25 protein-coding genes and 1 tRNA gene are annotated in these 25,689 nt (G+C 62.9%); 15 read left to right on the forward strand and 11 right to left on the reverse strand.

Annotated elements, in window-relative coordinates:
- Window positions 1–2: 2 nt before the first annotated feature.
- From JOE62_RS03360 to JOE62_RS03375, 4 genes are read right to left on the reverse strand one after another with little or no spacing between them, the layout of a single operon-like run.
- On the reverse strand, window positions 3–494 hold the full coding sequence (locus JOE62_RS03360) for a molybdopterin-binding protein (RefSeq protein WP_204720336.1): 492 nt from the start codon (window positions 492–494) through the stop codon (window positions 3–5).
- Complete coding sequence (gene moaC, locus JOE62_RS03365; protein ID WP_141356761.1) at window positions 484–960, reverse strand: cyclic pyranopterin monophosphate synthase MoaC; 477 nt, start codon at window positions 958–960, stop codon at window positions 484–486. Before moaC ends, JOE62_RS03360 begins: the two co-directional genes overlap by 11 nt.
- Window positions 953–2,185 (reverse strand): molybdopterin molybdotransferase MoeA, encoded by a 1,233-nt coding sequence (locus JOE62_RS03370; RefSeq protein ID WP_204720338.1) that lies wholly within the window; start codon window positions 2,183–2,185, stop codon window positions 953–955. The genes moaC and JOE62_RS03370 overlap by 8 nt, the downstream gene beginning before the upstream one ends.
- Window positions 2,186–2,188: 3 nt before the next feature.
- Window positions 2,189–2,440 carry a MoaD/ThiS family protein gene (locus tag JOE62_RS03375; protein WP_204720340.1) on the reverse strand — a complete coding sequence of 84 codons (252 nt, stop codon included), beginning with the start codon at window positions 2,438–2,440 and terminating at the stop codon, window positions 2,189–2,191.
- Between the two features lie 39 nt (window positions 2,441–2,479).
- Between JOE62_RS03375 and JOE62_RS03380 the strand changes: the two genes are divergently transcribed.
- Together JOE62_RS03380 and JOE62_RS03385 are read left to right on the forward strand one after the other, a co-directional pair.
- Entirely contained in the window at window positions 2,480–3,652 is a 1,173-nt protein-coding gene (locus JOE62_RS03380) for a ThiF family adenylyltransferase (protein WP_338085736.1), read from the forward strand.
- 2 nt (window positions 3,653–3,654) lie between these two features.
- On the forward strand, window positions 3,655–4,062 hold the full coding sequence (locus tag JOE62_RS03385) for a molybdenum cofactor biosynthesis protein MoaE (protein WP_204720344.1): 408 nt from the start codon (window positions 3,655–3,657) through the stop codon (window positions 4,060–4,062).
- Between the two features lie 263 nt (window positions 4,063–4,325).
- Here JOE62_RS03385 and JOE62_RS03390 read toward each other — a convergent pair whose 3' ends face one another.
- On the reverse strand, window positions 4,326–5,282 hold the full coding sequence (locus JOE62_RS03390; RefSeq protein WP_204720346.1) for a helix-turn-helix transcriptional regulator: 957 nt from the start codon (window positions 5,280–5,282) through the stop codon (window positions 4,326–4,328).
- 104 nt (window positions 5,283–5,386) lie between these two features.
- On the opposite strand from JOE62_RS03390, the gene JOE62_RS03395 reads away from it, so the two are divergent.
- Window positions 5,387–5,932: a DinB family protein gene (locus tag JOE62_RS03395; RefSeq protein ID WP_204720348.1), complete on the forward strand. Its 546-nt coding sequence runs from the start codon at window positions 5,387–5,389 to the stop codon at window positions 5,930–5,932.
- On the opposite strand, the gene moaA is transcribed toward JOE62_RS03395, so the two are convergent.
- The gene (gene moaA, locus JOE62_RS03400) at window positions 5,929–6,969 is read right to left on the reverse strand and encodes a GTP 3',8-cyclase MoaA (protein ID WP_204720350.1); all 1,041 of its coding nucleotides are present in this window, start codon (window positions 6,967–6,969) and stop codon (window positions 5,929–5,931) included. The genes JOE62_RS03395 and moaA overlap by 4 nt on opposite strands.
- A 134-nt stretch (window positions 6,970–7,103) precedes the next feature.
- Between moaA and modA the strand changes: the two genes are divergently transcribed.
- The 5 genes from modA to JOE62_RS03425 are packed head-to-tail and all read left to right on the forward strand — an operon-like array spanning window position 7,104 to window position 11,544.
- Window positions 7,104–7,883, forward strand: coding sequence for a molybdate ABC transporter substrate-binding protein (modA, locus tag JOE62_RS03405; RefSeq protein ID WP_204720352.1), 780 nt, complete (start codon window positions 7,104–7,106; stop codon window positions 7,881–7,883).
- Window positions 7,876–8,682 carry an ABC transporter permease gene (locus JOE62_RS03410; RefSeq protein ID WP_204720354.1) on the forward strand — a complete coding sequence of 269 codons (807 nt, stop codon included), beginning with the start codon at window positions 7,876–7,878 and terminating at the stop codon, window positions 8,680–8,682. Before modA ends, JOE62_RS03410 begins: the two co-directional genes overlap by 8 nt.
- Window positions 8,679–9,431 carry an ATP-binding cassette domain-containing protein gene (locus JOE62_RS03415; RefSeq protein ID WP_204720356.1) on the forward strand — a complete coding sequence of 251 codons (753 nt, stop codon included), beginning with the start codon at window positions 8,679–8,681 and terminating at the stop codon, window positions 9,429–9,431. The genes JOE62_RS03410 and JOE62_RS03415 overlap by 4 nt, the downstream gene beginning before the upstream one ends.
- Window positions 9,428–10,675, forward strand: coding sequence for a molybdopterin molybdotransferase MoeA (locus JOE62_RS03420; RefSeq protein ID WP_204720358.1), 1,248 nt, complete (start codon window positions 9,428–9,430; stop codon window positions 10,673–10,675). The genes JOE62_RS03415 and JOE62_RS03420 overlap by 4 nt, the downstream gene beginning before the upstream one ends.
- On the forward strand, window positions 10,672–11,544 hold the full coding sequence (locus JOE62_RS03425) for an NTP transferase domain-containing protein (protein WP_204720360.1): 873 nt from the start codon (window positions 10,672–10,674) through the stop codon (window positions 11,542–11,544). Before JOE62_RS03420 ends, JOE62_RS03425 begins: the two co-directional genes overlap by 4 nt.
- 65 nt (window positions 11,545–11,609) lie before the next feature.
- Here JOE62_RS03425 and narI read toward each other — a convergent pair whose 3' ends face one another.
- Genes narI through JOE62_RS03445 form a run of 4 tightly spaced genes read right to left on the reverse strand, consistent with a single transcriptional unit; the run spans window position 11,610 to window position 18,422 of the window.
- The gene (gene narI / locus JOE62_RS03430; RefSeq protein ID WP_204720362.1) at window positions 11,610–12,377 is read right to left on the reverse strand and encodes a respiratory nitrate reductase subunit gamma; all 768 of its coding nucleotides are present in this window, start codon (window positions 12,375–12,377) and stop codon (window positions 11,610–11,612) included.
- Window positions 12,374–13,072 (reverse strand): nitrate reductase molybdenum cofactor assembly chaperone, encoded by a 699-nt coding sequence (gene narJ / locus JOE62_RS03435; RefSeq protein ID WP_204720364.1) that lies wholly within the window; start codon window positions 13,070–13,072, stop codon window positions 12,374–12,376. The genes narI and narJ overlap by 4 nt, the downstream gene beginning before the upstream one ends.
- A complete protein-coding gene (gene narH / locus JOE62_RS03440) occupies window positions 13,069–14,706 on the reverse strand; it encodes a nitrate reductase subunit beta (RefSeq protein WP_038992366.1) in 1,638 nt (545 codons plus the stop codon). The genes narJ and narH overlap by 4 nt, the downstream gene beginning before the upstream one ends.
- A complete protein-coding gene (locus tag JOE62_RS03445) occupies window positions 14,703–18,422 on the reverse strand; it encodes a nitrate reductase subunit alpha (RefSeq protein ID WP_204720366.1) in 3,720 nt (1,239 codons plus the stop codon). The genes narH and JOE62_RS03445 overlap by 4 nt, the downstream gene beginning before the upstream one ends.
- A 215-nt stretch (window positions 18,423–18,637) precedes the next feature.
- On the opposite strand from JOE62_RS03445, the gene JOE62_RS03450 reads away from it, so the two are divergent.
- The 7 genes from JOE62_RS03450 (at window position 18,638) to JOE62_RS03480 (ending at window position 25,183) form a co-directional block, all read left to right on the forward strand.
- The gene (locus tag JOE62_RS03450; protein WP_204720368.1) at window positions 18,638–19,870 is read left to right on the forward strand and encodes an MFS transporter; all 1,233 of its coding nucleotides are present in this window, start codon (window positions 18,638–18,640) and stop codon (window positions 19,868–19,870) included.
- A gap of 3 nt (window positions 19,871–19,873) precedes the next feature.
- The gene (locus JOE62_RS03455) at window positions 19,874–20,392 is read left to right on the forward strand and encodes an NUDIX domain-containing protein (RefSeq protein ID WP_204720369.1); all 519 of its coding nucleotides are present in this window, start codon (window positions 19,874–19,876) and stop codon (window positions 20,390–20,392) included.
- Between the two features lie 247 nt (window positions 20,393–20,639).
- Window positions 20,640–21,182: a YaeQ family protein gene (locus JOE62_RS03460; protein WP_204723201.1), complete on the forward strand. Its 543-nt coding sequence runs from the start codon at window positions 20,640–20,642 to the stop codon at window positions 21,180–21,182.
- Between the two features lie 97 nt (window positions 21,183–21,279).
- Window positions 21,280–22,482, forward strand: a complete 1,203-nt coding sequence (locus JOE62_RS03465) for a glycerophosphodiester phosphodiesterase family protein (RefSeq protein WP_204720371.1) — start codon at window positions 21,280–21,282, stop codon at window positions 22,480–22,482.
- A 150-nt stretch (window positions 22,483–22,632) separates the two neighbouring features.
- Entirely contained in the window at window positions 22,633–22,848 is a 216-nt protein-coding gene (locus JOE62_RS03470) for a hypothetical protein (RefSeq protein ID WP_204720373.1), read from the forward strand.
- 1,551 nt (window positions 22,849–24,399) lie between these two features.
- Window positions 24,400–24,900 (forward strand): hypothetical protein, encoded by a 501-nt coding sequence (locus JOE62_RS03475; protein ID WP_204720375.1) that lies wholly within the window; start codon window positions 24,400–24,402, stop codon window positions 24,898–24,900.
- Window positions 24,901–24,925: 25 nt separating this feature from the next.
- Window positions 24,926–25,183, forward strand: a complete 258-nt coding sequence (locus JOE62_RS03480) for a hypothetical protein (RefSeq protein WP_204720377.1) — start codon at window positions 24,926–24,928, stop codon at window positions 25,181–25,183.
- Between the two features lie 383 nt (window positions 25,184–25,566).
- Here the strand turns inward: JOE62_RS03480 and JOE62_RS03485 are convergent.
- Window positions 25,567–25,657: transfer RNA gene (locus JOE62_RS03485), tRNA-Ser, on the reverse strand.
- Window positions 25,658–25,689: the final 32 nt, after the last annotated feature.

The raw sequence follows: 25,689 nt of genomic DNA on the forward strand, positions 1-25,689 counted from the left end.
CTTTAGCGCGGGCCGTGCCCGGCACCGCCGCCGCGCTGGGCCAGCAGGTGCTCCAGGATCGGATCCAGGACGTCCAGCCCGTCCTTCACCCCGCCGGTGGATCCGGGCAACGTGATCACGAAGCTGCTGCCGGCGAATCCTGCCACCCCGCGGGTAATGATGGACATCGGGGTTGAGGCCTCTCCGCGCCGGCGGATGGCCTCGATGATACCGGGCAACTGGACATCGAGCAGCGGGGCAACCATTTCGGGGGATTGGTCATCGGGCGAGACCCCGGTCCCGCCGGTGACGATCACTACCTGGTTGCCATTGGCCAGCAGCTCATCCACGGCGAAACGCACCGGCGGCCCGTCGGCTACCACCGTCGGTTGCCCGGTGTCGAAACCGCGCTCGGACAGCCACCGGGTGATCAGCGGGCCTGTCTTGTCTTCTGCTTTGCCGGCCGCGGCGCTGGTCGAGGCGACCACCACGGCCGCTGTGCGGCTACTCTCCACGAACCCAGTCCCCGCTCTTGCCACCGGACTTGGACAGCACCTTCACCGAGCGGACCTCGGCGTGCTTGTCCACGGCCTTGACCATGTCGTAGAGGGTCAGCGCGGCGACACTGGCGGCGGTCAACGCTTCCATCTCCACTCCGGTGACACCCTTGGTGGTCACCTGGGCGGTGACGCGCACGGCCGATTCCTCGGCGGTGAAATCAATGGACACCTTGGAAATCGGCAGCGGATGGCACAGCGGGACCAGTTCCCAGGTGCGCTTGGCCGCCATGATGCCAGCGATGCGTGCGGTACCCAGCGCCTCGCCCTTGGGCAGGTCTCCGGTCATCAGCATCGGGACGACATCCGGGCGGGTGGCAAAGATGGCCTCGGCGGTAGCCACGCGCTTGGTGACCGCCTTGTCGCTGACGTCGACCATGTGGGCGCTGCCATCTTCGCGCAGGTGGGTGAGTTTCTCAGACATTCATGCTCCAAGTTTCAATGCTTTGGCCGGCCGCCAGCTGGCTGACGCCTACCGGGATGTGCACCAGCGCATCGGCGCGGGCCAGGTCGTGGACCAGATGGGACCCCGGATCCAGGATGGTGACCTGTCCATCGCGGATCACTGCCCTGCGCACCTGGTGCTTGTGCTCGGGGGAGCTGGCATCGGCTGCCAGCAGGCAATGTTCGGGCCGGGGCTCGGGCAGGCCATTGAATTCCCGCAGCAACGGGACCAAGAACAGCTCGGCAGAGAGCAGCGCGCTGACCGGGTTGCCCGGGAAGCACAGCACCGTTGCGTCTTCCAGTTGCGCATAGCCTTGCGGTCCGCCGGGCTGGATGGCCACGTGGTGGAAGTTGCCGCCGCGTTCGGCCAGGGCCTGGCGGACCACCTCGTAGGCACCGGCGCTGATGCCTCCGACGGTCACGATCAGGTCCACTTCTGCCTGCAGCCTGTCGATTGCGGTGGCGAAGCCTTGCGCATCATCAGGCAGCTGGATGGTGCGGACCTCGACCTGGTGCCGGCGCAGCAGGGCCGCGAGCATCGGCGAATTGGCATCCGGGATCTGCCCTTCGGCCAGCTGGCCATTGCTCAGCTCATCGCCGGTGGTGCACAGCGCCACCTTCAGGGCGCGGCGCACTGGGATTTCGGTCAGCCCGCTGGAAGCCAGGGCCGCGATCATGGCAGGGGCCAATCGGGTGCCGGCCGGTGCCACGAGGGCGCCTGCTGCCAGATCCACGCCGGCCGGGCGGATGAAGCGCCCTTCGGGACTCGGCGCGGTGAATGCTGCCTGGCCGCTGGGAGTGCCGTGGCCGCAACGCACGAGTTCGGGAAAGGTTCCGGCGGCGCTTTCCTCCACGGGAATGACGGTGTCGGCTCCGGCCGGGATCATTGCGCCGGTCATCACCGGGCTGGCGGTGCCCGGCTGCAGCTCCAGCTGCGGGTCCCCGGCGGCGGCGGTGAAGCCCAAGGGCAGGGAGACCGGGGCATCGGGTGCCGCGGACAACAGATCTGCGCTGCGTACGGCGTAGCCGTCCATCTGGGAATTCGTGAACGAGGGGATGGGCAGCACAGCGAAGGTGTCCTCGCTGGTGATCCGGTCGCACAGCTGCTCGCTGGTTACGGGCAGCCATTGCGTGCCCAGCGAATCGAAGACCGGTTTGAGCAGGCTAGCCAGCTCGGCGCGATGGTTTTCAAGGGTGCAGGTCATGGGCTATCCGCCTGCAAAAGGCGGCAGCACGTCCACGGTGAGCTCCCCGGTCGGACCCAGCTCGCCGGCATCGCGGCGCACCACACCGTTGACCAGGAAGCTTCCGGCACGTAGCACCTGGGCCATCTCGGTCCCGTGGGTGTCGATGAGCTGCGTGCGCAGCTGCGCCAGGGTTTCCGGCCGCTCCCAGGTTTCCTGCTCGGTGCCCGCCGCCGCCGCGGCGGCAGCGAAGTAGCGTATCGTGATCTTCGACATGACTTCATGCTATCGCGCTAGAGCGAACAGGACACGATGATGAGCGAAGGCTACTTCCCAGCCCTAGTCGCACCCGGTGCGGAACTCAGCGGCGAACAGGCGCAGCGGGCCGCACGCCAGCTCTCGTTGCCCGGATTCGATGAGGTATCCCAGCGCCGCTTGGCCGCCGCCCGCGTGCTGGTGATCGGCGCCGGAGGCCTGGGCAGCGCCTGCATCCCGTATCTGGTCGGGGCAGGGGTAGGCACCATTGGCATCGTGGATGACGACGTGGTGGAACTGTCCAACCTGCACCGCCAAATCACCCACACCACCGCGAATATCGGCAAATCCAAGACCGCGTCGTTGGCCCAGGCGGCCACCGCGCTGGATCCGAACGTAAAGATCATCGAGCACAACCTGCGCCTGGATTCCTCCAATGCGCTGGAGATCTTTGCGAATTATGACCTCGTGATCGACGGCAGCGACAACTTCCCGACCCGTTACCTGTCCAATGATGCTGCGCAGCTCACCGGCATCCCGCTGATCTGGGGATCCATCCTGCAGCACCACGGCCAGGTCTCCGTGGCCTGGCATGAGCAAGGTCCGGGCTACCGCGATCTCTTCCCGGTTCCTCCAGCCCCGGGCACCGTCCCGGATTGCGCGGCCGGGGGAGTGCTGCCCGGATTATGCGGAACCATCGGTTCGCTGCTGGCCACCGAAGCACTGAAGCTCATCGCGGGACTGGGCCAGCCACTGGTGGGCAAGGTGCTGATCTATGATGCGCTGGCTGCAAGCACCCGCACCCTAGAGTACTCCCGCGACCCGCAAGCCCCTGAGATCACCGGACTAATCGACTACGTGCTCTTCTGCGCCGGTTCGCTGCCTGAGGCTGAGGCCATTGGCGCCGAGGCGCTCGCCGAAGCACTGGTCGGTGCGGATGCGCCGGTGCTGCTGGATGTGCGCAACGAGGACGAACGCGCACAGCAGCATATCGCCGGATCCGTGCATCTGCCCTTGCCCCAGCTGGAAGCGGCGATAGAGTCCGGAGCGGAGCTGGAAGAGATCCCGGAGCACGTCACCGTGTATTGCGCGCGCGGACCGCGTTCGCAACGCGCGGTATCCTTGCTCGCCACACGAGGCATCAAGGCAAATTATCTTGACGGCGGGTTGCCGGCCCTGGCCGAAGTTGCCCCGAACTTGCTGGCAGAACCAGCAGACATTGAAGGAGCTTGAGCATGAGCTACGCACTGATTACCGAAGAACCGATCGATGAAGCTGCGGTGAAGGCTGCGGTGGAATCCGATATTTCGGGAGCCTTGGTGATGTTCCATGGCATCATCCGCAACCATGATGGCGGCCAGTCGGTGAATTCCTTGGATTACTCCCACCACCCGCAGGCACAAGAGTTCCTGGAAAAGATCATCGCCGAGGAAGAAGAACGCACTGGCCTGAAGCTCTCAGCAGTGCACCGCGTGGGTCCGTTGAAGATTGGTGATGCGGCGCTGGTAGCTGCCTCGGCTGCAGCGCACCGCAAGGAAGCCTTCGATGCCATCGAGAACCTGGTGGAACGCATCAAGGCCGAGGTGCCGATCTGGAAAAAGCAGCACTTCACTTCCGGCAGCTCCGAATGGGTGGGGCTTTAACAATTCGGTTGGTTCCGTGCGCTAGCACGTGGAGATCCGGACTTCGCGGGGGCGTGGCCATGGCCAGCTTCGAAAGCAATTAATCTTGGCAACGGCGCAATTGAATCGACCAGCAGCCGAGCCAAGTCACCAGCTTGACGCTTCACGGTTCAACAAGCCCACGTTTCGTGGTCTGTTCATTGCGCGCGGCTTTCAGGCCAGCGAGCGATCGTACGGCATTTTTCGGCGAGCACAGCAGCTAGCTGGTTTCGACAGCTGTAATTCTACGTGCCAGGCTCTTGTGCAAGTCTGGCCGACCATTCCGACAGCAACTCCCGCAATTCCTTTGGCTGCACCTCGCTGACCGGCGCTTCGCTTAGCGCCAGCCCGAAAGCCGCCCACCGCAAGTCGGCATTCTCCGTGCGCACCATGCAACTGCGGTCATCGATCGGATCGATCTCGAACCACCGGCCAATGAGGGGTGCCAGCGCTTTCGCGCTGGCGTGCACCCGTGCGCTGACTGGTTGCACTCCGGAGCCGCGCAGCCCATTGCGGACAAACTGGGCTGCATCGCCGCCGGGGATCTGCCGCGGCGCAAAGCGCAACGCCCGCGGATCTGCGTTCTCGGCGCGGTCCACGCGGAAGCTGCGCCAATCATCGCGATCCAGATCAAAGGCCACCAGGTAGTAGCGGTTGCCGACATTCACCAACTGGGCCGGCTCGACCCTGCGCGAGCTCGCAACTCCCTTGGCATCCTTGTAGTCGAAGGCGATTCGCTCATGGTCGCGGCATGCCTGGGCAAAAGCCACCAGAACTGCCGGGTCCACGGGATCAGGTGAGGACGACGGGGAGTTCAGCGGGACGGTGCTGGAAGCCAGCGCCTGCACCCGCTGCCGGAGCTTGGACGGCAGCACCGGGACCACCTTGGACAGGGCACGTAGCCCCGCCTCCGCAAGCGCATCCTCGCCGCCGTGGACCGTCGACTGCAGTCCGACAACCAGCGCGACCGCTTCCTCGTCGTCAAGCACCAACGGAGGCAGTGCGGCGCCAGAAGACAGCTGGTAGCCGCCGCCCACACCGCGATCCGCCTGCACCGGGTAGCCCAAGTCGCGCAACCGGTCAATGTCGCGGCGAACGGTGCGCAGGCTGACGTCCAGGCGTTCGGCCAGCTCGTCCCCGGACCAGTAGCGGTGGGTCTGCAGCAGGGACAGCAAGCGCAAGAATCTTGTACTGGTACTCATGCAACAAGTCTGCCTTGATTTAGGACAAAAACTGGCACTTTTAGCTTCTACTCTGGTTACTACCAGCTGGAAATACCCGCTGCAGCTTATGCCAGGAGGAAACCATGAGCACCATGGTCAACACCAACACCACCCTCACCGGGGAACGCGCCGACCTGTTCCAGGCCCTTGCCAATGCCCGGCATTTCCTGCGGTTCACCACCCAGAACCTCACCGATGAGCAGGCAGCCACTCGAACCACCGTCAGCGAGCTGACCCTCGGCGGGCTGATCAAGCACGTGACCGGAGTCGAGCAGCAATGGCAGGAATTCATGGTCAAAGGACGGGCCGCCATGGCCTGGGACGGCATTGACTTCTCCGAACCGACCTCGGAGATGATCGAAGCCTTCCAGAACGAATTCAACATGCAGCCACACGAGACGTTGGACGAGCTCCTGGAAAACTACGCCCTGATAGCCGAGCGGACCGATGCCCTGCTGGCAGAAATCGACCTGGACACGGTTTACGAATTGCCCTCCGCCCCGTGGTTCACCGACACGCACTGGTCGGTGCGCCGCACTTTGCTGCACATCATTGCGGAAACCACCCAGCACGCCGGGCATGCGGACATCATCCGCGAATCCCTGGACGGGCAGAAATCGATGGGCTAGCCCCCGATGTAGGACATTTCGATGCGCTTGCGGTTGCCCGGGGTCAGTGCGGCGCGCAGTTCCGAATAGTTGTCATCGCGCTTGCGCCAGTGTCCGGCCAGTGCGTTGGCCAACTCCTCATCGCTGATGCCGTCGCGCATCAGGGCGCGCAGGTCATAACCGGAGCCGGCGAACAGGCAGGTGTATAGCTGGCCTTCGGCCGAGACCCGGGCGCGCGAGCAATTGCCGCAGAAGGCATTGGTGACACTGGAGATCACGCCGATTTCCCCGGCGCCGTCGGTGTAGCGCCAGCGGTTGGCGGTTTCACCCGGCTCGGTCTTGCTGACCGGTTCCAGCGCCCAGCGCTTATTGACCATGGCCACAACCTCGGAAGAGGGCAGCACCTCGTCCAGCTTCCAGCCGTTGGTGGTGCCCACATCCATGTATTCAATGAAGCGCAGGATCGCACCGGTGCCGCGGAAATGCTCGGCCAGCGACAGGATCTCCGAATCGTTGACCCCGCGCTTGACCACCGTATTGATCTTCACCGGGCCCAGGCCCACCTCTTGAGCCACATCGATGGCGTGCAGCACCCGGGACACAGAGAAATCCACGTCATTGATCGCCTTGAACTTCTCGTCATCCAGAGAATCCAGCGAGATGGTGACACGGCGCAGCCCCGCGTCCTTGAGCTGCTGGGCCATGACCGGCAACGCCGAGCCGTTGGTGGTCATCGCCAAATCCACCGGCTGTTCCTCGGGGGTCTTCAGCTTCGAAAGCATGCTAACCAAGTCCACGATTCCGCGGCGCAGCAGCGGCTCGCCTCCGGTCAGGCGCAGCTTGGTGACCCCCAGCGAAACGCTGATACGAGCCAGCCGCTCGATTTCCTCGAAGCTGAGCAGCTCGGAGCGCTCGCGGAAGACGAAATCGCGCCCGAAGATCTCCTTGGGCATGCAATACACGCAGCGGAAATTGCAGCGGTCAGTCACCGAGATCCGCAGGTCGTGCAGGGGCCGTCCACGGGCATCGCCCAGAGCGCCGGCCGCTTGTGCTTTCATACTCTCCACAGTAGCTTCCGGCATCCTCGCGTGGAAGACGGTTAACCTGAAAGTAACAAATCAGCTACGCAAATGGATCGGCATGGCAGGTGCGACGGTAGCATTGGCACCAGCCCCGATTTCAAGGAGAACCCATGCAGCACCGCCCTTTCCCACGGTTCCGAGCCCTTGCCGGGCTGGCGGTGGCCGTGCTGGCGGTGGCGGGCTGTTCGGCCAGCGCGCCTTCCGAGAATGCAGCAGCCGAACCCATCACCATCTCCGCGGCGGCCTCCCTGCAAAGCGCCTTCGAGCAGATCTCCGAAGAATTCAGCGCAGAACACCCCGAGGTGCAGATTTCCAGCATCTCCTACGACGGCTCCTCGACCCTGGCCACGCAGATCCTCGAAGGCGCCGACGTGGACGTCTTCGCCTCGGCCGATGAACGCAACATGTCCGAGGTAACCGAGGCCGGGTTCGGCCACGAGCCGGTGATCTTTGCCAGCAACACCCTGGTGATCGCGGTGCCGCAGGACAACCCGGCGGATATCGATTCGCTCGATAACCTGGCGCAGGCCACCACGGTGCTGTGCGCGCAGCAGGTGCCATGTGGCTCGGCCTCCCGCCAGCTGCTCGAAGACCAAGGGGTTCAGGTGACCCCGGCCAGCGAGGAGCAGAACGTCACCGCGGTGCTGCAGAAGGTGGCCGCCGGCGAAGCGGATGCCGGGCTGGTCTACGCCACCGATGTGCTCAACGAAGAAAACGTCGCCTCGATTGTCCCGGACGGAGCCGAGGACGTAGTGAACACCTATCCGATTACGACGCTCGGCGAGAATCCCGGCGCGCAGGCGTTCATGGATTTCGTGATCAGCGAGCGCGGCCAGCAGATCCTTGCCGAGCACGGCTTCGGCACCGGCGCTGAGCAGGCCAATGGCTAGCGATACCGGGGTACGGGTTCCCGGCTTCGCCATCGCGCCGGCCCTGCTGGGCGTCGGGCTGCTGGTGCTTCCGCTGCTGGCGCTGATCACGCGCGCCAGCTGGTCCACGCTGGTGGACGATGCAACCAGCCCCCAGGCCCTTTCGGCGCTGTGGCTGAGCCTGCGCACCGGGGTGGCGGCCACCGTGCTGTGCGTGCTGCTTGGCGTGCCGCTGGCGGTGCTGATGGCCCGCAGCCCGGCCCGGATAGCCCAGCTGTTGCGGGCGCTGATCGCAGTCCCGCTGGTGCTGCCGCCGATGGTAGGCGGCGTCGCCTTGCTCTTCCTCTTCGGACGCACCAGCCCCATCGGCCAATTCATCGATTCCCTGTGGGGGATCACCCTGCCCTTCTCCACCGCGGCGGTGGTCATCGCCCAGAGCTTCGTGGCCCTGCCCTTCCTGGTGCTCTCCGTGGAGGGCTCGCTGAGAGCCGCCGGCGCCGGCTACGAGCAAGCCGCCGCCACCCTGGGCGCCGGACGCTGGATGGTGCTCACCCGCATCACCTTGCCGCTGGCCGCCCCGGGCCTGGTAGCCGGGGTGATCCTGTGCTTCGCGCGGGCCATCGGCGAATTCGGGGCCACCGCGCTGTTCGCCGGCAACGCGCCGGGCATTACCCAGACCATGCCGCTGGCCATCTACACCGCATTCAACGGGGCCGGCACCGGACGGGATTCCGCGGTCGCCCTGTCGCTGCTGCTGCTGGCCACCGCCGTGGTGGTGCTGCTGCTGGTGCGCGCCTGGCGTCCGGGAGCGGTGAAATGACACTGGAGGTTGCCCTGCGCGTGCCGCGCACCGGATTCGACGTGGACGTCGAATTCCAGGTGCCTGCCGGCAGCACGCTGGCGATGATGGGACCCAGCGGCTCAGGCAAGTCCACCATTGTGCATGCCATCGCCGGGATCCAGAAGATTGCCGCCGGGCGCATCGAGCTCTCCGGCACCGTGCTGGCCGATAAGACGCAGCACCGCCCGCCGCACCTGCGCGAGGTCGGCCTGCTGGGCCAGGACCCGCACCTGTTCCCGCACCTGGATGCGCTGAAGAACATCGCCTTCGGCGCCCGGGCCGGGGGACTGGACAAGGCTGCCGCCAAGGCCGCGGCCGCCGAATGGATCGCGCGGCTGGGCTTGGAAGAAATAGCCACGCACCGGCCCGAGGCCCTCTCCGGCGGCCAGCGCCAGCGCATCGCGCTGGCGAGGGCCTTGGCCGCCGCGCCCAAGATCCTGCTGATCGACGAGCCGTTCGCTTCGCTGGATGTCGAAGCGGCCATGGACATGCGTGCCCTGGTGCGCGAAGAGCTGGAACGCACCGGAACCAGCGCCATTGTCGTCTCGCATTCGGCCGCCGATGCCCTGGCGCTCGCCGATGACCTGCTGGTGCTGGAGCGCGGAAGAATCATTGCGCAGGGAACAGTGCAGCAGGTTTTCGCTGAACCTGCCAACCGCTTTGTGCGTGCGGTGGCGGCCACCTTGCCAGCACAGCATCCGATGAGCATCCAGGAAGAGCAACCATGAGTACCGGCATCCAACCAGTGGAACTTGAAGTGCACCGTGAGCGGCTTTTGTCGCAGGTTGTGCCGTTGGCCCCGCGGCGGATTGAGGTGGCTGGAGGCTTCGCCGCACTGCACGGCGCGGTGCTGGCCGAGGATGTGCGCTCCACGCATCCGCTGCCGTTATGGGACAACTCGGCCATGGACGGCTATGCGGTGCGCTCCGTGGATACCGTTGCGGCGCCAGTTGCGCTGGACGTCATTGGCGAAGTGCCGGCCGGAAGCGGCTGGGACCCGAAACTGGAACCGGGCCAGTGCGTGAAGATCATGACAGGTGCCCCGATCCCGAGTGATGCCGATGCGGTGGTGCGCATCGAGGACACCTCCGCCGCGGTGACCGGCTGGGATGCGGCGACCGTGCAGATTCACGTGCCGGTGCAGCCGGGCAAGGACCTGCGCCGCCGCGGCGAGGACAAAGCCGCAGGCCAGCCGGTGGCCCATGCCGGCGAACAGCTCACCGCCGCCCGTCTTTCGGCCCTGGCGGCCGCCGGGGCCAGCCGCTTGCCGGTGCGCACCGCTCCCAGGGTGGCGGTGCTGATCACCGGAGCGGAATTGCTTGAACCCGGCACAGCGCTGTCGCGCGGGCAGATCCCGGAAACCAACTCGCTGCTCATGGCAGGGCTGCTGGCCGAATCCGGGATCCAGGCAACCACCGTGGTGCACTGCGTGGATGACATCGGCGCGGTCCGCGAACAGCTGGAGGAGCTCGGCTCCACGCATGACGCCATCCTGAGCACCGGGGGAGTCGGCCCGGGCGCCTATGACGTGATGCGCCAGGTGCTGGATGCCGAACCCGGGGTGCAGGCGGCCCGGGTGAAGATCCGCCCCGGCCAGCCGCAATGCGCTGGACGCTTGCAGGTTGGCGCGATGGTCTTCGCGCTGCCGGGCAACCCGGTCAGCGCTGCGGTCAGTTTCGAATTGTTCGTGCGCCCGTGCCTGCGGGCCATGCAAGGGCACGGCGAGGTGCTGCGCCCAACGTTGCGTGCTATCGCCGCGGTGGGTTGGAAAGCTGCGGCGGGACGCCTGCAGGTGATCCCGGTGGTCTTCGAGCATGGGGAACAATTGCGGTGCGCCCCGGCAGTCCAAGCCAGCAGCATCTCCCACTCGGTGGGCGGTTTCGGCGCCGCCGAAGGCTATGCCCTGGTCCCGGCGGGCATCGACCGGGTCAATCCGGGCGATGAGGTCGAAGTACTGAGGATGATCCCATGAGCGCCGCACAGGTTCTCGGCTTCAACGCCCTGGTGCTGGCCGGCGGCAGGGGCACGCGTCTCGGTGGCGAGGGCAAAGCTGAAATCCAGCTGCACGGCCAGCGCTTGGTTGACCGCGTGGTCGCCGCGGCCCGCAAAACCGGCGCACGACGAGTGGTTGTGATCGGTCCGGAATCCACCGGTATCCAAGCCGATTCAGTCGTCCGGGAGGACCCGCCATTTGCCGGTCCGCTGGCGGGAATCGCCGCCGGGCTTGCCGAACTTGCTGGCAGCGTCCACGCGGAATGGACCATGGTTTTGGCTTGCGACCTGCAACGGCCGGTCGCTGTGGCCAGCGCGCTGCTCAGGGGCTTCGGGCAACGCGCAGACGACGGCCTGCTGCTGGTTGACGCGGAAGGACACACCCAATGGCTGGCAGGAATCTACCGCACTTCGGCACTGGCGGCCATCTGCGCCCAGCTGGGCGCGGACTTGGTCAATGCCCCGGTGCGCCGGGCTTTGAATCAGCTGCAGTTGGCGCGGGTGCAGGTGGATGATGGAATCAGCAGTGACATCGATACGCCGCAGGCGCTGGAAAGCGCCCGCATGAACCGAAGGGAAGCCATGGCACAGCATCTGCCGCCAGAAGCATTGAACGATTGGCTGGAAGCAGCCGCCAAGGAATTGGGCTTGGACTCCGGCGAGGTTGACATCGCCACCGTGCTTGATGTTGCCAAGCATGTAGCCCACGAGGTTGCCCGGCCGGCAGCCCCGTTGAGCACCTTCCTGCTCGGACTGGCCATGGGCAGCGGCAAGGGTGAGCTTTCTGGCTTATCCGAGCAGCTGGTCTCGCGCGCCCACCGCTGGGCTGACGAGCACCCGGACGAATAGCCTAGTCCGGCTGCTCGCAGCCTCTCCGGAATCGCAATTCTCCGGACAGCCGGCAACCCGCGGTACTACCGGCTGCGCCGGCCGCGGGGCTGCGGCGGCGTGGTGATTGGATCCCAGCCGCGGCGGATCGGACGGCTGCCGGCGCCGCGGGAATCATCCCGCGAGCGGTACACGATGTAGGGGCGGAAGAAGTACGGGATCGGCGCCGAGAACACGTGCACCAGCCGGGTGAACGGCCACAGAGCGAACAACAGGCAAGCGGTGATCACGTGCAGCTGGAAGAAGAGCGGCACCTCCAGCATCATTTCCGGGTGCGGCTGGAAGATGATCATCTGCCGGACCCACGGCGAGATCGATTCGCGGTAGGAATAGCCAGGCCCGAAGACCTGGTACACGACCGTCGCCAAGGTGCCGAAGAACAGCGTGGCTCCCAGGAACACGTACATGATCTTGTCCATCGGGGTCGTTGCGAGGAACACCGGCCCTACCGTGCGGCGGCGGTAGACCAGGATCGCCAAGCCGGCCAGCGTCAGGATGGCCGCCGCGGTACCGAGCCAAGTGGCCCCGAGGTGGTAGATATGCTCGTTGATTCCGATGGCGTACAGCCATTCGCGTGGAATCAGCAGGCCGACCACGTGCCCGGCGATCACCATCAGGATGCCCAGGTGGAACATGGGCGAGCCCCAGCGCAGCAGCCGGTTCTCATAGGTCTGGCTCGACCGCGTGGTCCAGCCGAATTTGTCGTAGCGGTAGCGCCAGATATGCCCGACGATGAACACCACCGCGCAGGCATAGGGCAGTACGACCCAGAGTAGAATCGCTGACGTACTCATCCGTTCCCCCTCGGGTTGAATGGCGGAAGATTTCCCAGGAAGGACAGACCGACGGTTTCCGTCGGCGGTCCCTCGCTGACCAGGGCCAGCACCCGTTCCTGGGTTTCCTGGTCGACTGGCGGCAAGGACAGGGTGATGCAGCGGACCAGGACAGCCCAGTGGCTGTCCATGGATTCAAGTGCCGCGCGCAGCACCTCGATGCCCTCGATGTGCGCCGCGAGGAGTGCCTCGGCGATCGGGTCATCGCTGCGTGCGGAGAATTCCAGCACGGCCGGCAAATAGTCCGGCAGCTCCTCGGCCTCGAATTCCCAGCCCGCGGCCCGGTAGGCCTCGATGAAGGTCACCAGCGCGGTGCCGCGCTTGCGGGTATCCCCGGTGGCGAAATAGCTCAGGTACAGGCTGCACTTGCGCTTCAAATCGAAGGTCTGCACGTAGCGGCGCTGCACCTCGGCGGCACCCAGCTCGGTGGCGGCATCGATGAATTCGGCCAGCAGGCCGGCCAGCGGCTTCGGCACCGCGCCCAGATGGCGCTCCAGTTCGGGCAGCCGGGCGAACCATGCCGCGTCCGGGTAATCCAGCAGCAGGGAGACCAGCATGTGCACCTGGGCGCGTTCCCCGCGGGCCATGGACACCGGTTCCAGGGCGCCCGGCAGCCGGCGGCGCGGGGTGCCCCGGTTGAACAGTCGTGGAATCACTTTTCATCCTCCGGTGGAAAGAGTCCCTCGGGCCGGCCGTTGCCGTCCCAGTTCAGCAGGTTCACGCGTCCCGGGCTGGAAGGCCGGTCCGCGGTCTGCCGGTTCTTCAGCGAGTGGAAATTCTCCACCGCCACCGGCACCGAGTCGCCCGACGAGGAACCGAACGGGCCTGCCCCGCCCATGCCAGGGCCGCCCTCGAAGTCCAGCGAGCAGCCCATTTCCTCCAGGTCGTGCGCCTGCTCTGCGTGGGCCGGCGGGATCACATAGCGTTCCTCGTACTTGGCGATGGCCAGCAGCCGGTACATTTCCTCCATGGCCGGCCCGTCCATTCCCACCGCCAGCGCGATGGACTCGTCGCGCACATCATCCAGCGAGATGCCGCGCATGTAGGAGCGCATGGCTGCCAGCTTGCGCAGGGCCAGGTCCACCGGGGCGGTGTCCCCGGCGGTGAACAGCTCGGCCAGGTAGCCGATCGGGATGCGCAGCTTGTCGATGGCGGCGAAGAGGTTGTTGGCATCCTCGCCGTCGTTGCCGGTATTGGTGACCACGTCCACTACCGGGGACAGCGGCGGGATGTACCAGACCATCGGCATGGTGCGGTACTCAGGGTGCAGCGGCAAGGCTACCTGGTAGTCGCGGATCAGCTTCCAGATCGGGCTGGCTTGGGCGGCGGCGATCCAGTCTTCCGGGATGCCTTCGGCGCGGGCGGCCTCGATGACTGCCGGGTCGTTCGGGTCCAGCAGGACATTGCGCTGGGCGTCGAGCAGCTCGTGCTCGTTCTTGACGCTGGCCGCGGCGGCTACCGCATCGGCATCGTAGAGCACCAGTCCGAGGTAGCGCAGGCGGCCTACGCAGGTTTCGGCGCAGACGGTCGGCAGCCCGACTTCCACGCGCGGGTAGCAGAAGGTGCACTTCTCGGCCTTGCCGGTGCGGTGGTTGAAATAGACCTTCTTGTACGGGCAGCCCGAGACGCACATCCGCCAGCCGCGGCAGGCGTCCTGGTCCACCAGCACAATCCCGTCCTCGGCCCGCTTGTACATCGCCCCGGAGGGGCAGGAGGCCACGCAAGAGGGGTTCAGGCAGTGCTCGCAGATGCGCGGCAGGTAGAACATGAAGGCCTTCTCGTATTCGGCCTTCACCTCTTCGCTCATCTTGGCCAGCAGCGGATCCTGGTCCATGGTCTCCAGCGAGCCGCCCAGGTTGTCGTCCCAGTTCGCCGACCAGCCGATCTTCATATCCTTGCCGGTGAGCAGCGACTTCGGGGTGGCTACCGGGGTGTGTTCGCCGGAGGGCGAGTTCAGCAGCATGTCGTAGTCGTAGGTCCACGGCTCGTAGTAGTCGTGGATCTCGGGCAGCTTCGGGTTGGAGAAGATGCGGCTGATCTTCTTGAAGCGCCCGCCATCGCGCAGGGTCAGCCGGCCGCGCTTGTTCAGCGTCCAGCCGCCGCGCCATTTCTCCTGGTCCTCGTAGGTGCGCGGGTAGCCCACGCCGGGACGCGTCTCGACATTGTTGAACCAGACGTATTCCACGCCGGTGCGGTTGGTCCATGCCTGCTTGCACGTGACGGAGCACGTATGGCAGCCGATGCACTTGTCCAGGTTCATCACCATGGACATCTGGGCCATGACCTTCATCGGTACTGCACCTCCTGGTTGCGGCGGCGGATCGTGGTGACCTCGTCGCGCTGGTTTCCGGTGGGTCCGAGATAGTTGAACGCCCAGGCCAGCTGGCCGTAGCCGCCAATCAGGTGGCTGGGCTTCATCAGGATGCGGGTCAGCGAGTTGTGGATGCCGCCGCGCTTGCCGCTGGTCTCCGCGATCGGCACATCCACCGTGCGGTCCTTGGCGTGGTACATGTACACCGTGCCCTCGGGCATGCGGTGCGAGACGATCGCGCGGGCCACCACCACGCCGTTGCGGTTGTAGGACTCGATCCACTCGTTGTCCTTCACCCCGATCTTCGCCGCGTCCTGCGGGGACATCCAGATGGTGGGCCCTCCGCGGGAGAGCGAGAGCATGAACAGGTTGTCCTGGTACTCGGAGTGGATGGACCACTTCGAGTGCGGGGTCAGGTAGCGCACGGCGACCTCGGCATTGCCCGACTCATGCTGGCCGGTGGCGCCCAGCTTGGCGTCGTTGAACAGCCGGTGCATGTCCAGCGGCGGCCGATAGACCGGCAGCGACTCGCCCAGTTCCTGCATCCAGTCGTGGTCCAGGTAGAAGTGCATCCGCCCGGTCAGCGTGTGGAAGGGCTTGAGCTGCTCGACGTTGATCGCGAACGCGGTGTAGCGCCGGCCGCCGTGCTCCGAGCCGGACCACTCCGGTGAGGTGATGACGCTACGCGGCTGGACCTGCACATCGTGGAAGGAAATCCGCGAGCCCTCATGCTCCTCGGCCAGGAAAGCCAGCTTCTGCCCGGTATGCTCTTCGAGCTGCTTGAAGCCCGCGGTGGCCAGGCGCCCGTTGGAGGTGCCGGAGAAGGCGAGGATCATTTCGCAGGCCTTCTTGTCGGTATCCAGCAGCACCGCGCCGGTGGCCGAGACCCCGTTGGCGTGCTTGAGCGCCTCGATCTCAGGCCCCACGCGGTAATTGATGCCCTTGGTGACCATGCCCAGTTCCTGCGTCAGGGGACCTAAGGTGCTCCACTGCCGGTAGAGGTTAGGGTAGTCGCGTTCCACGACCTTGAGCTTGGGCATGCTCAGTCCCGGAACCAGTGGGGCGTCCTGTGCCACCTTGCCCTTGACGGTGGCCATGGCATCGGGGGTGTCATGCTGCAGCGGGGACGCCACCAGGTCCTTGCGCACACCCAGGTGCTTGGCGGAGTACTCGCCGAAGCGCTTGGCCATGGACCCGAACAGCTCGAAGTCGGTCTTCGTCTGCCATGGAGGGGCAATGGCCGGGTTGAAGGAGTGGATGAACGGATGCATGTCCGTGGAGGACAGGTCGTATTTCTCGTACCAGGTGGCCGCCGGGAAGACCAGGTCGGAGAACAGCGTCGTGCTGGTCATCCGGAAATCCGCGGTGGCCAGCAGATCCAGCTTGCCTTCCGGCGCCTCATCGTGCCAGGCGATGTCCGCCGGGCGGTGGCCAACGGCAGCTTCCGGGGCGCGTACCGACGCATCGGTGCCCAGCAGGTGCTTGAGGAAGTACTCATTGCCCTTGCCGGAGGAGCCGAGGATGTTAGCCCGCCAGATCAGCACGACCCGCGGGAAGTTCTCCGGGGCGTCGGGGTCCTCGCAGGCGAAGGACAGCGAGCCGTCGTTCAGCGAATCGACCACATGCGCCGCCGGATCCTTGCCGGCCGCTTCGGCCTCATCCACCAGGTCCAGCGGATTGCGGTTGAAGGTCGGGTAGTCCGGCATCCAGCCGCGCTTGATCGACTCGACCAGGCAGTCCGCGGTGGTGCGCCCGTCGAATTGGCCCTTGGCCAGCGGCGAGGCCAGCTGGTTGGCCGGCAGGCCGTCGTAGCGCCACTGGTCGGTTGCCAGGTACCAGAAGGCGGTGCCGATGGTGTGGCGCGGCGGGCGGTTCCAGTCTCCGGCCGAAGCATATTGCTGGTAGCCGGTGAGCGGGCGAACCTTTTCCTGGCCCACATAGTGCGCCCAGCCGCCGCCGTTCACGCCCTGGCAGCCGGTCATCATGGTCAGCGCCAGGAAGGTGCGGTAGATCGTGTCCGAATGGAACCAGTGGTTGGTGCCGGCACCCATCAGGATCATCGAACGGCCGCCGGATTTCTCTGCGGTATCAGCGAATTCGCGGGCAATGCGGATGGCCTGCTCTGGCGGGACCCCGGTGTGCTCTTCTTGCCAGGCCGGGGTGCCGACAGTGGAGGCGTCCATGAAATCAGTTGGCCACTGGCCGGGAAGGGATTCGCGGCCCACACCGTACTGGGCGAGCATCAAGTCGAAGACCGTGGTCAGCGTCTTCCCGGCAAGCTGCACCACCGGGACGCCACGCTGCACGACGCCCGAGCCTCCGGCATGCTCCTGCCCGGTCTCCGGTGCCAGGTCGAAGCGCGGCAGGCTGATTTCTGCCGTTGCGCCATCCCAGCTGTCCAGGTCCATGACCGACAGGGCAGGGGTGATATCGCCCAGGTCCAGATTCCACTGCCCCTTGTCCTTTTCGGAGTAGCGGTGGCCCAGGGTGCCGCGCGGAACCCGGGCGGTGCCATCGAGATCAAGCAGGGCAGGCTTGAAGTCTGCGTTCTGCTCGTCGGACAGCCCGAGGTCGGTGGCGGTAAGGAACTTGCCGGGTATCGCTGTGCCCGTGGCCGCATCGATTTCCACCAGGAACGGGGAATCGGTGTAGGCGCGCATGTAGTCCTCGAAGGCCTTGGTGCGCTTGTCGACGTAGTGCTCCTTGAGGATCACATGCCCCATGGACAAGCCCAACGCCGCATCGGTGCCGGGCTGCAAGGCCACCCATTCGTCGGCGAACTTGGTGTTGTCCGTGTAGTCCGGGGACACCGTGACCACCTTGGTGCCCTTGTAGCGCGCCTCGGCCATGAAGTGGGCATCAGGGGTGCGGGTCACCGGCACATTTGAGCCCCACATGATCAGGTACTGCGAATTCCACCAGTCGGCAGATTCAGGCACGTCGGTCTGGTCGCCGAAAACCTGCGGGCTGGCGACCGGAAGATCTGCGTACCAATCGTAGAAGGAGAGCATGGTGCCGCCGACCAGGTTCATGTAGCGAGAGCCGGCCCCATGGGAGACCATCGACATGGCCGGGATGGGGGAGAAGCCTGCAATGCGGTCCGGTCCGTACTTCTTCACCGAATAGACCTGCGCCGCACTTGCGATCTCCAGTGCTTCATCCCAGGTGGTGCGGATCAGCCCGCCCTTGCCGCGGGCCTTCTTGTAGCGCTTGGCCTTGGCAGGGTCCTCGACAATCGATGCCCAGGCATCGACAGGATCCGGATGCTCCTGCTTCGCGCTGCGGTACAGCTCGGCGAGCACATCGCGGATGTAGGGGAAGCGCACGCGGGTCGGGGAATAGGTGTACCAGCTGAACGCCGCGCCACGCGGGCAGCCGCGCGGCTCGTATTCGGGGGAGTCCGGGCCAACCGAGGGATAGTCGGTCTGCTGCGTTTCCCAGGTGATGATCCCGTCTTTGACGTAGACCTTCCAGGAGCAGGAGCCGGTGCAGTTCACCCCGTGGGTCGAGCGCACCACCTTGTCATGGGACCATCGGTCCCGGTAGAAGACATCGCCCTTGCGCCCTCCCTGGAGGAACATGGCACGCAGGTCGTCACTGGTGTCACCGCGGCGCAGGAACTTTCCCATCGAAAGCAGTGAATCAGCAACCGGTCCATCAGTGGCAGGCTGTGTGTGGTTTGGTCTATCGCTCATTGCCGGATCTCCTCCAACTGTGGCTAGTATCCCTAGCTTCGCCTTTTGGATCGCGAGTTTCAAGAGTATTTTCCAGAATTACCCGTTAATGTTTTTCCCTGTCATTCGGTAAATAATTAACCGGATCAACTCTTCCAATTCGGTGATGGAAAGGAATAGAATACTGGCTTAAAAGGCTCTTCGACGTTACTTGAACCGTGCGACCAGGGGGTCCAATGAGCGCAGGATCTGACGCAAACACCACTGTGAATGAGCCTGATTTGCGGGGAGGATTTTTCCAACTGCTGCTGGCCGCTTTTGCAAGCGCCGTGGGCTTCTGGGCATGGATGCTGATTTCACCGATCCAGCGTTTCTATGCTGAGGGGATGGATCTGAGCGAGGGACAGGTGTCGCTGATGCTGGCAACACCGGTGCTCGTAGGCGCTATCGGACGCATTTTCACCGGTGCGCTGACTGACCGCTTTGGTGCCCGGAAAATGTTCACCGCTGTGCTGCTGGCGACGATTCCGGCGGTGCTGCTGGTGGCGCTCGCCGGCAGCATTGGCAGTTTTGCGCTGCTGATTATCGCCGGAACCTACCTTGGTGTTGGCGGTTCGATCTTTGCAGTGGGCGTCCCCTTCGCCAGTGCCTGGTATCCGGCCAATAGGCGCGGCTTCGCCAACGGCATCTTTGGCATGGGAATGATTGGCACCGCCATTTCGGCCTTCCAGACACCTCGTCTGCTACAAGATTTCGGCTACTGGGGAACCCACCTGTTCCTGGCCGGTCTTCTGCTCGCCGCCGCGATCCTGGTGTGGTTCTTGATGCGCGAGTCTCCGGCATGGAAGCCGAGCAGCCAACCGCTGTTCCCGAAGGTTTTCGGTGCATTGAAGCTGGCTATTACGTGGGAAATGTCCTTCCTCTACGGAATAGTCTTTGGCGGTTTTGTCGCATTTTCGACCTTCTTGCCCAAATACCTGATGACCATCTACCCGGAGAATGTCGACCCGATCGGTGCCGGTACGCGTACGGCGTTGTTCGCTGTGGCCGCAGTGATTGCTCGACCTGTCGGCGGCGTGCTGGCCGACAAATTCGGTCCGAAAGTCATTGCGCTGATTTCGCTGGCCGGCATCGTTTCGCTCGCCTATATTGTTGGACAGCAACCTGCTGAAGGCATCCTGACCGGTGTTATCTTCATCTTGATGGCTTCGGCCATGGGCCTTGGAATGGGCGCGGTCTTCGCTTGGATAGGCCCGTCGACACCTCCGGAAAAGGTTGGCGCGGTTTCCGGTGTCGTGGCGGCTGCCGGTGGCCTGGGCGGTTACTTCCCGCCGCTGGCCATGGGCGCCACCTACCATGCTGAAACCAATTCCTACGCATTGGGTCTCTGGCTGCTGGTGCTCGTGGGAACTTTCGCCTTGGTGGTTGCCGGCATGCTGCGCGGCACCAAGGCCCGTGATGGAAAATGAATCGTGGAAGAACAAGCAGCGTTATTCGATGAGCACGGGCAGGTAATCGGGCAAGCCCCGCGCTCACGCGTCAGAGCGGAAAATCTGCGCCATGGCGCTACCGGGATTCTGGTGTTCAACCCGCAGGGCGAGGTCTTTGTGCATCAGCGCACGATGAGCAAAGACGTGTACCCCGGACTCCTCGACTTCACCGCTGGCGGTGTGATTCAAGCAGGCGAAGATCCCGATGAATCAGCAATACGCGAAGCTCAGGAAGAATTGGGCATCGACAGCGAGCTCGTGCGCTTGGAACCAGAGAACTACGCAGATGCGCATACCCGGTACCGGGCTTTTCGGTATTGGACGGTTGCCCGCGGGGAGCTCAGCCTGCAAGCTGAGGAAGTCGCTAGCGGACGCTGGATGGAGCATCGTGAGCTGCTGGCAGACATTGAGCGGAATCCCGGCAGCTATATGCCCGATGCTGTTGAGCTCTTTGGCCAATGGCTCAAAGACCTGGATGGAAAGTTCCCACCTGCTGGTTAGATCAATCATTTGCGCGCTGGGTCAGTTAGGGTCTAGTTATGAAAACCCTGTTCATTGTTTCCGCGATCCTTTTTGCTGCGTTTTCGGTACTTTCGATTGGCGGGAATCTGCTGGTTGGCATAGTTGCAGCCGTGGCCAGCTTGTCTTCGCTGGCAGGTTTCTTCGTAGTTCGAAGCCGCGGGGCGAAAGCCTAGAAAGCCGGCTGCTCGTCGGACGGGCCATGGCATTCGCGGTAAACTCGATGACTATGGCTATCGGCGCGACTATGCACACCTTTGAAATCCAGCTTGCTGATGTGGATCGCGGGGTTTACGAGGATCTTTCCCTGCGGGTTGCGCAGCACCCTTCGGAAACCGATGCCTATCTGGTTACCCGCGTGCTGGCCTACTGCCTCGAATATGAGGAAGGCATCGCCTTCTCGGCCGGAGGCGTTTCCACCGGAGAAGAGCCTGCCATCTTGGTCAAGGACCTGACCGGCCTGATCACCGCGTGGATTGAAGTGGGTGCTCCTGATGCCTCTCGGTTGCATACGGGAAGCAAGCGGGCAGGGCGCACCGCGGTCTACACGCATCGCGACCCTGCCAAGCTTCTGGCCTCCTGGCGTGGAAAGACGATCCACCAGTCGGAACAGATCATGGTGCGTTCCTTCGACCCCAAGTTCGTCGATGCGGCAACCCAGGCATTGACACGTCGCAACACCATGTCCGTCTCGGTGACCGAGGGGCAAATCTATCTTGAATTGAACGGAACGAATCTCGAAACACAGTTCAGCTTGCATGAGATTGAGTAGCAAAGGTTAATCTCTGATTTAGCTCAGTGTGCCGCCGCTGTCATTAGCGAGCGGAAGCATGGCCGGTGTACATCAATGTCACCAACGGAAGAGCTCCATGAAACTGCGCAAAATCACCCTCGGCACAGCAACCCTGGCTTTGGCCGTCACCTTGGCCGCTCCTGCAGGCGCCGCACCGATTGAACCGACTGGTTCCGATCCACTGATCATCGGCCACCGCGGAGCAGCAGGCGTGGCCCCGGAGAACACTTTGCCAGCCATTAAGGCAGGTAGCCAGTCCGGCGCCGAATTCATTGAGATCGACGTGCAACTGTCCAAGGACGGGGTGCCGTTCATCTTCCATGATGGAACTCCTTCGCGCACCACGAACGTGGCAGAGGTATTCCCTGACCGCGTCAATGATCCCATCACGTCATTCACTTGGGAAGAACTGCAGCAGCTCGATGCAGGATCCTACTTCTCGGACGAGTTCAAGGGAACCAAGATTCCGCATTTCGATGAGGTCCCAGGTGCACTGGCCGGTGGCACCGGTGTCTTCATCGAAATCAAGGATCCAGCCAAGTCCCCTGGCGTGGAGAAGTTGGTAGCGGACGCGTTGGCCGAGGATCCGGAGTGGAAGGCGCTCGCCGACGCGAACAAGATCGAGGTGCTCAGCTTCGACGCGGCATCCAACCAGATCTTCGCCCAACTGGCTCCAGAAGTTCCGTTGCAGCAGCTGACCGGAACCGTGCCAACTGCCGCGGAACTGGCAAACTACGCGACCTATGCTGACTCCTTCGGCACCAACTACCGCACGCTTGATGCTGCCGGTGCCCAGCGCGTGAAAGACGCAGGCTTGGGCCTGGGCGTCTACACGGTCAACGCCACCGAAGCTGCCGACGATGCCATGGCTCTGGGCGTCGAGCGGATCACCGGCGACTTCCCAACGCAGATTAACCGCCATATCGGTGGACAGAAGGACTTCCCGGCCAACAACGGCGTGGTGATTGCCGACGCTGTCAACGACGTGCCTGGAAACGACGTCGCTCCGGAAAATGGCGAGCACGTGATCCTGGAGAACACCGGCAAGCGCACCATCGATGTCAGCGGCTACGTCATTCGCGATGCCGCCAACAACATCCTGGAAATCGGCAAGGGATACGAGCTTGAGCCAGACGAGCAGCTGCGCGTGTACTCGGGTCCGGGCACCAATAGCGAAGAAGCCTTCTACATGGATGGTCCGGGCATCTTGAACAATGCCGGCGATTCGCTGGCACTGTGGGATGCCAAGGGCAAACTCACCGATACCTTCGCGAACTAGCGCAGGACAAGGCAAAACCCCGGTTCTCTTTGTGCTGTTACCGTTGGAACAGACTGCATCATCTGCGTAGCTGGTTTCCCCGCTGTTGCTGGCGCATCCGTAGGACAGTGCCTAAGCGGTGTCAGTTAGGCACGAGAAAGGTAACGGCTAATGACAAAGCAACCTAGCAATTCGTCTGCCGCCAGGAAGAGCACCGCAGTGGTGTTTCTGTTCCTTGCGGTAGCCGCGATCAACTTGCCTCGGGTCCCTCAGCTTACTGACTACGCCGTGGTTGGATGGGCTGTCGGCGGAGTACTGCTGCTCGCAGCGCTGATCCTTGCTTTCACCAACTACCGGCACCACTCGAAGACCAGCACTTCAGGGTAGTAGGTAACGCCGGCTCGTTCGTCGAATGGGACGAGACGAGCAATGTCCAGATCCGCTGAGCCTAACCCGAAGAGATCCCCTTGCCGCATCCAGCAGCAAGGGGATCTTTCTCTGTGCCCGGCTTCCTGAGGGCAAGCGCGCGTAGCGCGTTCGGCAGCCCGTTCTTTTTGATAGCCCCCCCAACAAGGGGATCATGGGGACTGTCGGCCGACCAGCCTCGGAATGGTGTCTTGTCCCTGTCTAACCAATGATACGGGTGTTGCCACCGAGGCCGGGATGGCAGCGAGGTGATTGCTATTTAGGGGCGCGGCGCCAAAACTGGACGCCTGTCATAACGTGGGTGTAAGACTTTGCTACCTGCGGTTGGCCGACCAAATGAGGGACCATGCGCAAAGGAGCCAGCCTCATGAAAAACGTAACCTGCACTGATTTTCTTTGGAAGCGTCATTGTGTAACACGCGATAGCGTAATTGTGCGCACAGTGATTGATTATCGAAACAATACGAGCGATACGAAGTCGTTTGGCGTAGTTACGTCCCACTGTCTTACACGGGTTGTGAAATGCCCTAATTACGTCAAGAACGCAATCAACCAGATTTAGGGATTCAAGAAAGATCTTCGATTTGGCCATCTGTTCATGGAGCTCTCTGCTCTCGAACGAACGCAGGGCGATTTCCTACTTGAGTGGGTTTAGTGTCACTGAATTAGGATACGTTGCTGTTAAAGTTTACAACGAGTGGGTTCCATGCTCCCGTGAAGCTAGTAGGTCCGACATTGAATCCCTGTTACTCCGAGCGGGCTACACCGTTAGGCCAGCGTGGATCCAGGAATTACCTCCGTTGAATCTGGAACCTAAAATCCACGATTTTTGGGTCGAACTGCTGCAGGATCTGGGCAGCTAAGAAACCGAGATGAAAGACATCTCTCCTGGATTGTCGTATCAGCGGATCGAAATCTTTGACCTCACGGTTAAGATCTCGCTCAGCAATGGGGAAAGAACTAAAATTATTCAAGTCAGGTTAGATCGTGGAGAGTATCCGGCGGCCCTACCTGTCGATTTCGCTTTTGAATTTTATAAATGATCGAAAGTGCTACCACGATGGTGAAGCCCATGCGCGTCTTGTCGATGGCTAATATTGCGATCTCTGGTAACCCGCCTGGCTGATTTGCGACGATCGTCTTTCCCTGAAACCTGCACGCTCTTGCTCACGCGCTGTGCGACCCGCTCGCCGAAATGGTTGCACCACTCTGCGTCGGCATTCCGAAAGCCCCGCGATTGCTAGAAATTTCATCTAAGAACAATTAGATCAGCCGCGCGCCCAACGCGTGGCACGAGTGTCGCCGAATGGTGGAATCGGATTTACCCCAAGGGAGCAAAGAACTGCTTCAAAAGCACTTCTGTCCCTCGGAGTCAAGCACCCAACCTTCGTGTTTTTGGATGATATACAATTCGCTTTATTAATGAGAAGCTGTAAAAGTCCTAGTTGGCATGAATATCTCATTGGAGGAAAATTGAAAATTCGAAAAGCGGTTGGTGCATAAACTGCAGTCATGGTGGCTTCGGCGCTCATGATGACAATTATCGGTCCGGCTAATGCCGCGCCACGAGTTGCGGAACTTCCGGCGCAGCCCGTCACCTCTGTAGTGGGTTCGTCTGTCGGCGAGGCCCAGCAGGTTGAAGAGTTGTTGCGGGCGATCGACCAGATCCCCGAGTCGGTTCTTCTCCAGGGAGACGAGGCGACACGACTCTGGGTGGCTCAGAACCTCCAAGAGAAGCCATCGACTATCGGTGGTATCTTTGTGGGCAAACCCGCTGGCTTCCTAGAGTGCTCGGGTGCCATTCTGCTGGCAATTGGCACCACCGCAATCCCGGTTGCCAAGATCCTGAAGATTAAGAAGCTGATGGATTCTTTGGGCGGTGTGACCAAGGCAATTAAGCTCATGTGGGGAGCAAGCTTCTCCCACGAGAAGCTGAAGGCGCTCGGTGGTGCAGCCGCTGCGCTGGGAGCCGAACTGCTCGGCATTGCGGCTGTCAAGAAGGCCTGCACCTAATTAGGGGCGAGAAAGTAGGGGCAAAATGAAACAGAACCTCAGATACACATTGGTGTTCGCCTGCCTCGCGGCGGCAGCTGTCGCCTTTGTATTGCTTGATATCTGGCTCGTGCCGGCGATCTTTGGAGCGTGGGCCATTATGATCCTGGCGTTCTTCGGAGGCAAGCAGGAGGAAGTCAGGCCAGGCGCTGCCGATGGCATCGATCCAAAAGCTGTCAAGGAATACCGGAAGCAGCATCCAGAAGTTTCGATCGTTGAAGCCGTGAACGCAATCGGCTCGTAAGAGTTTGTACGACAGACCCCGGAGCGGATTATAAGACCGCTCCGGGGCTTCGTTGTACGTGGGCTCATTGCTGGGCGATGGCTCCTGAAATAGCTCGACCGAGCTGGGTGCCACTGCTATAGGGCAAGCGTCGCGGAGCGATGTGCGGCAGCCCGCCGGGAGGCTACTGGTCTTCGAGATTCTGCGCGCGATGAGACGCCCAATAGGGGCATTCTTCGTCATGGTTGCCCCAGTCGCGGGCGTGCGGCCCTGCATGGTGGTGGAAGCCGTGTTTGCAACGCGTGACAGGCATGTCTCGACTACCTTCCGCTGAAATTTGCACCATAAGTGCACCACGGCAGATTCTTAAAAAAGAAAACCCCTGGTTGACCAGGGGTTTTCGTTGGCGGTGACGGTGGGATTTGAACCCACGGTACGGGGTTACCGTACACAACATTTCGAGTGTTGCACCTTCGGCCGCTCGGACACGTCACCAGACCTGATAACTCTATAACGAACAACAGGTG

It is taken from the genome of Glutamicibacter nicotianae (assembly GCF_016907615.1).
GTDB lineage: Bacteria > Actinomycetota > Actinomycetes > Actinomycetales > Micrococcaceae > Glutamicibacter > Glutamicibacter nicotianae.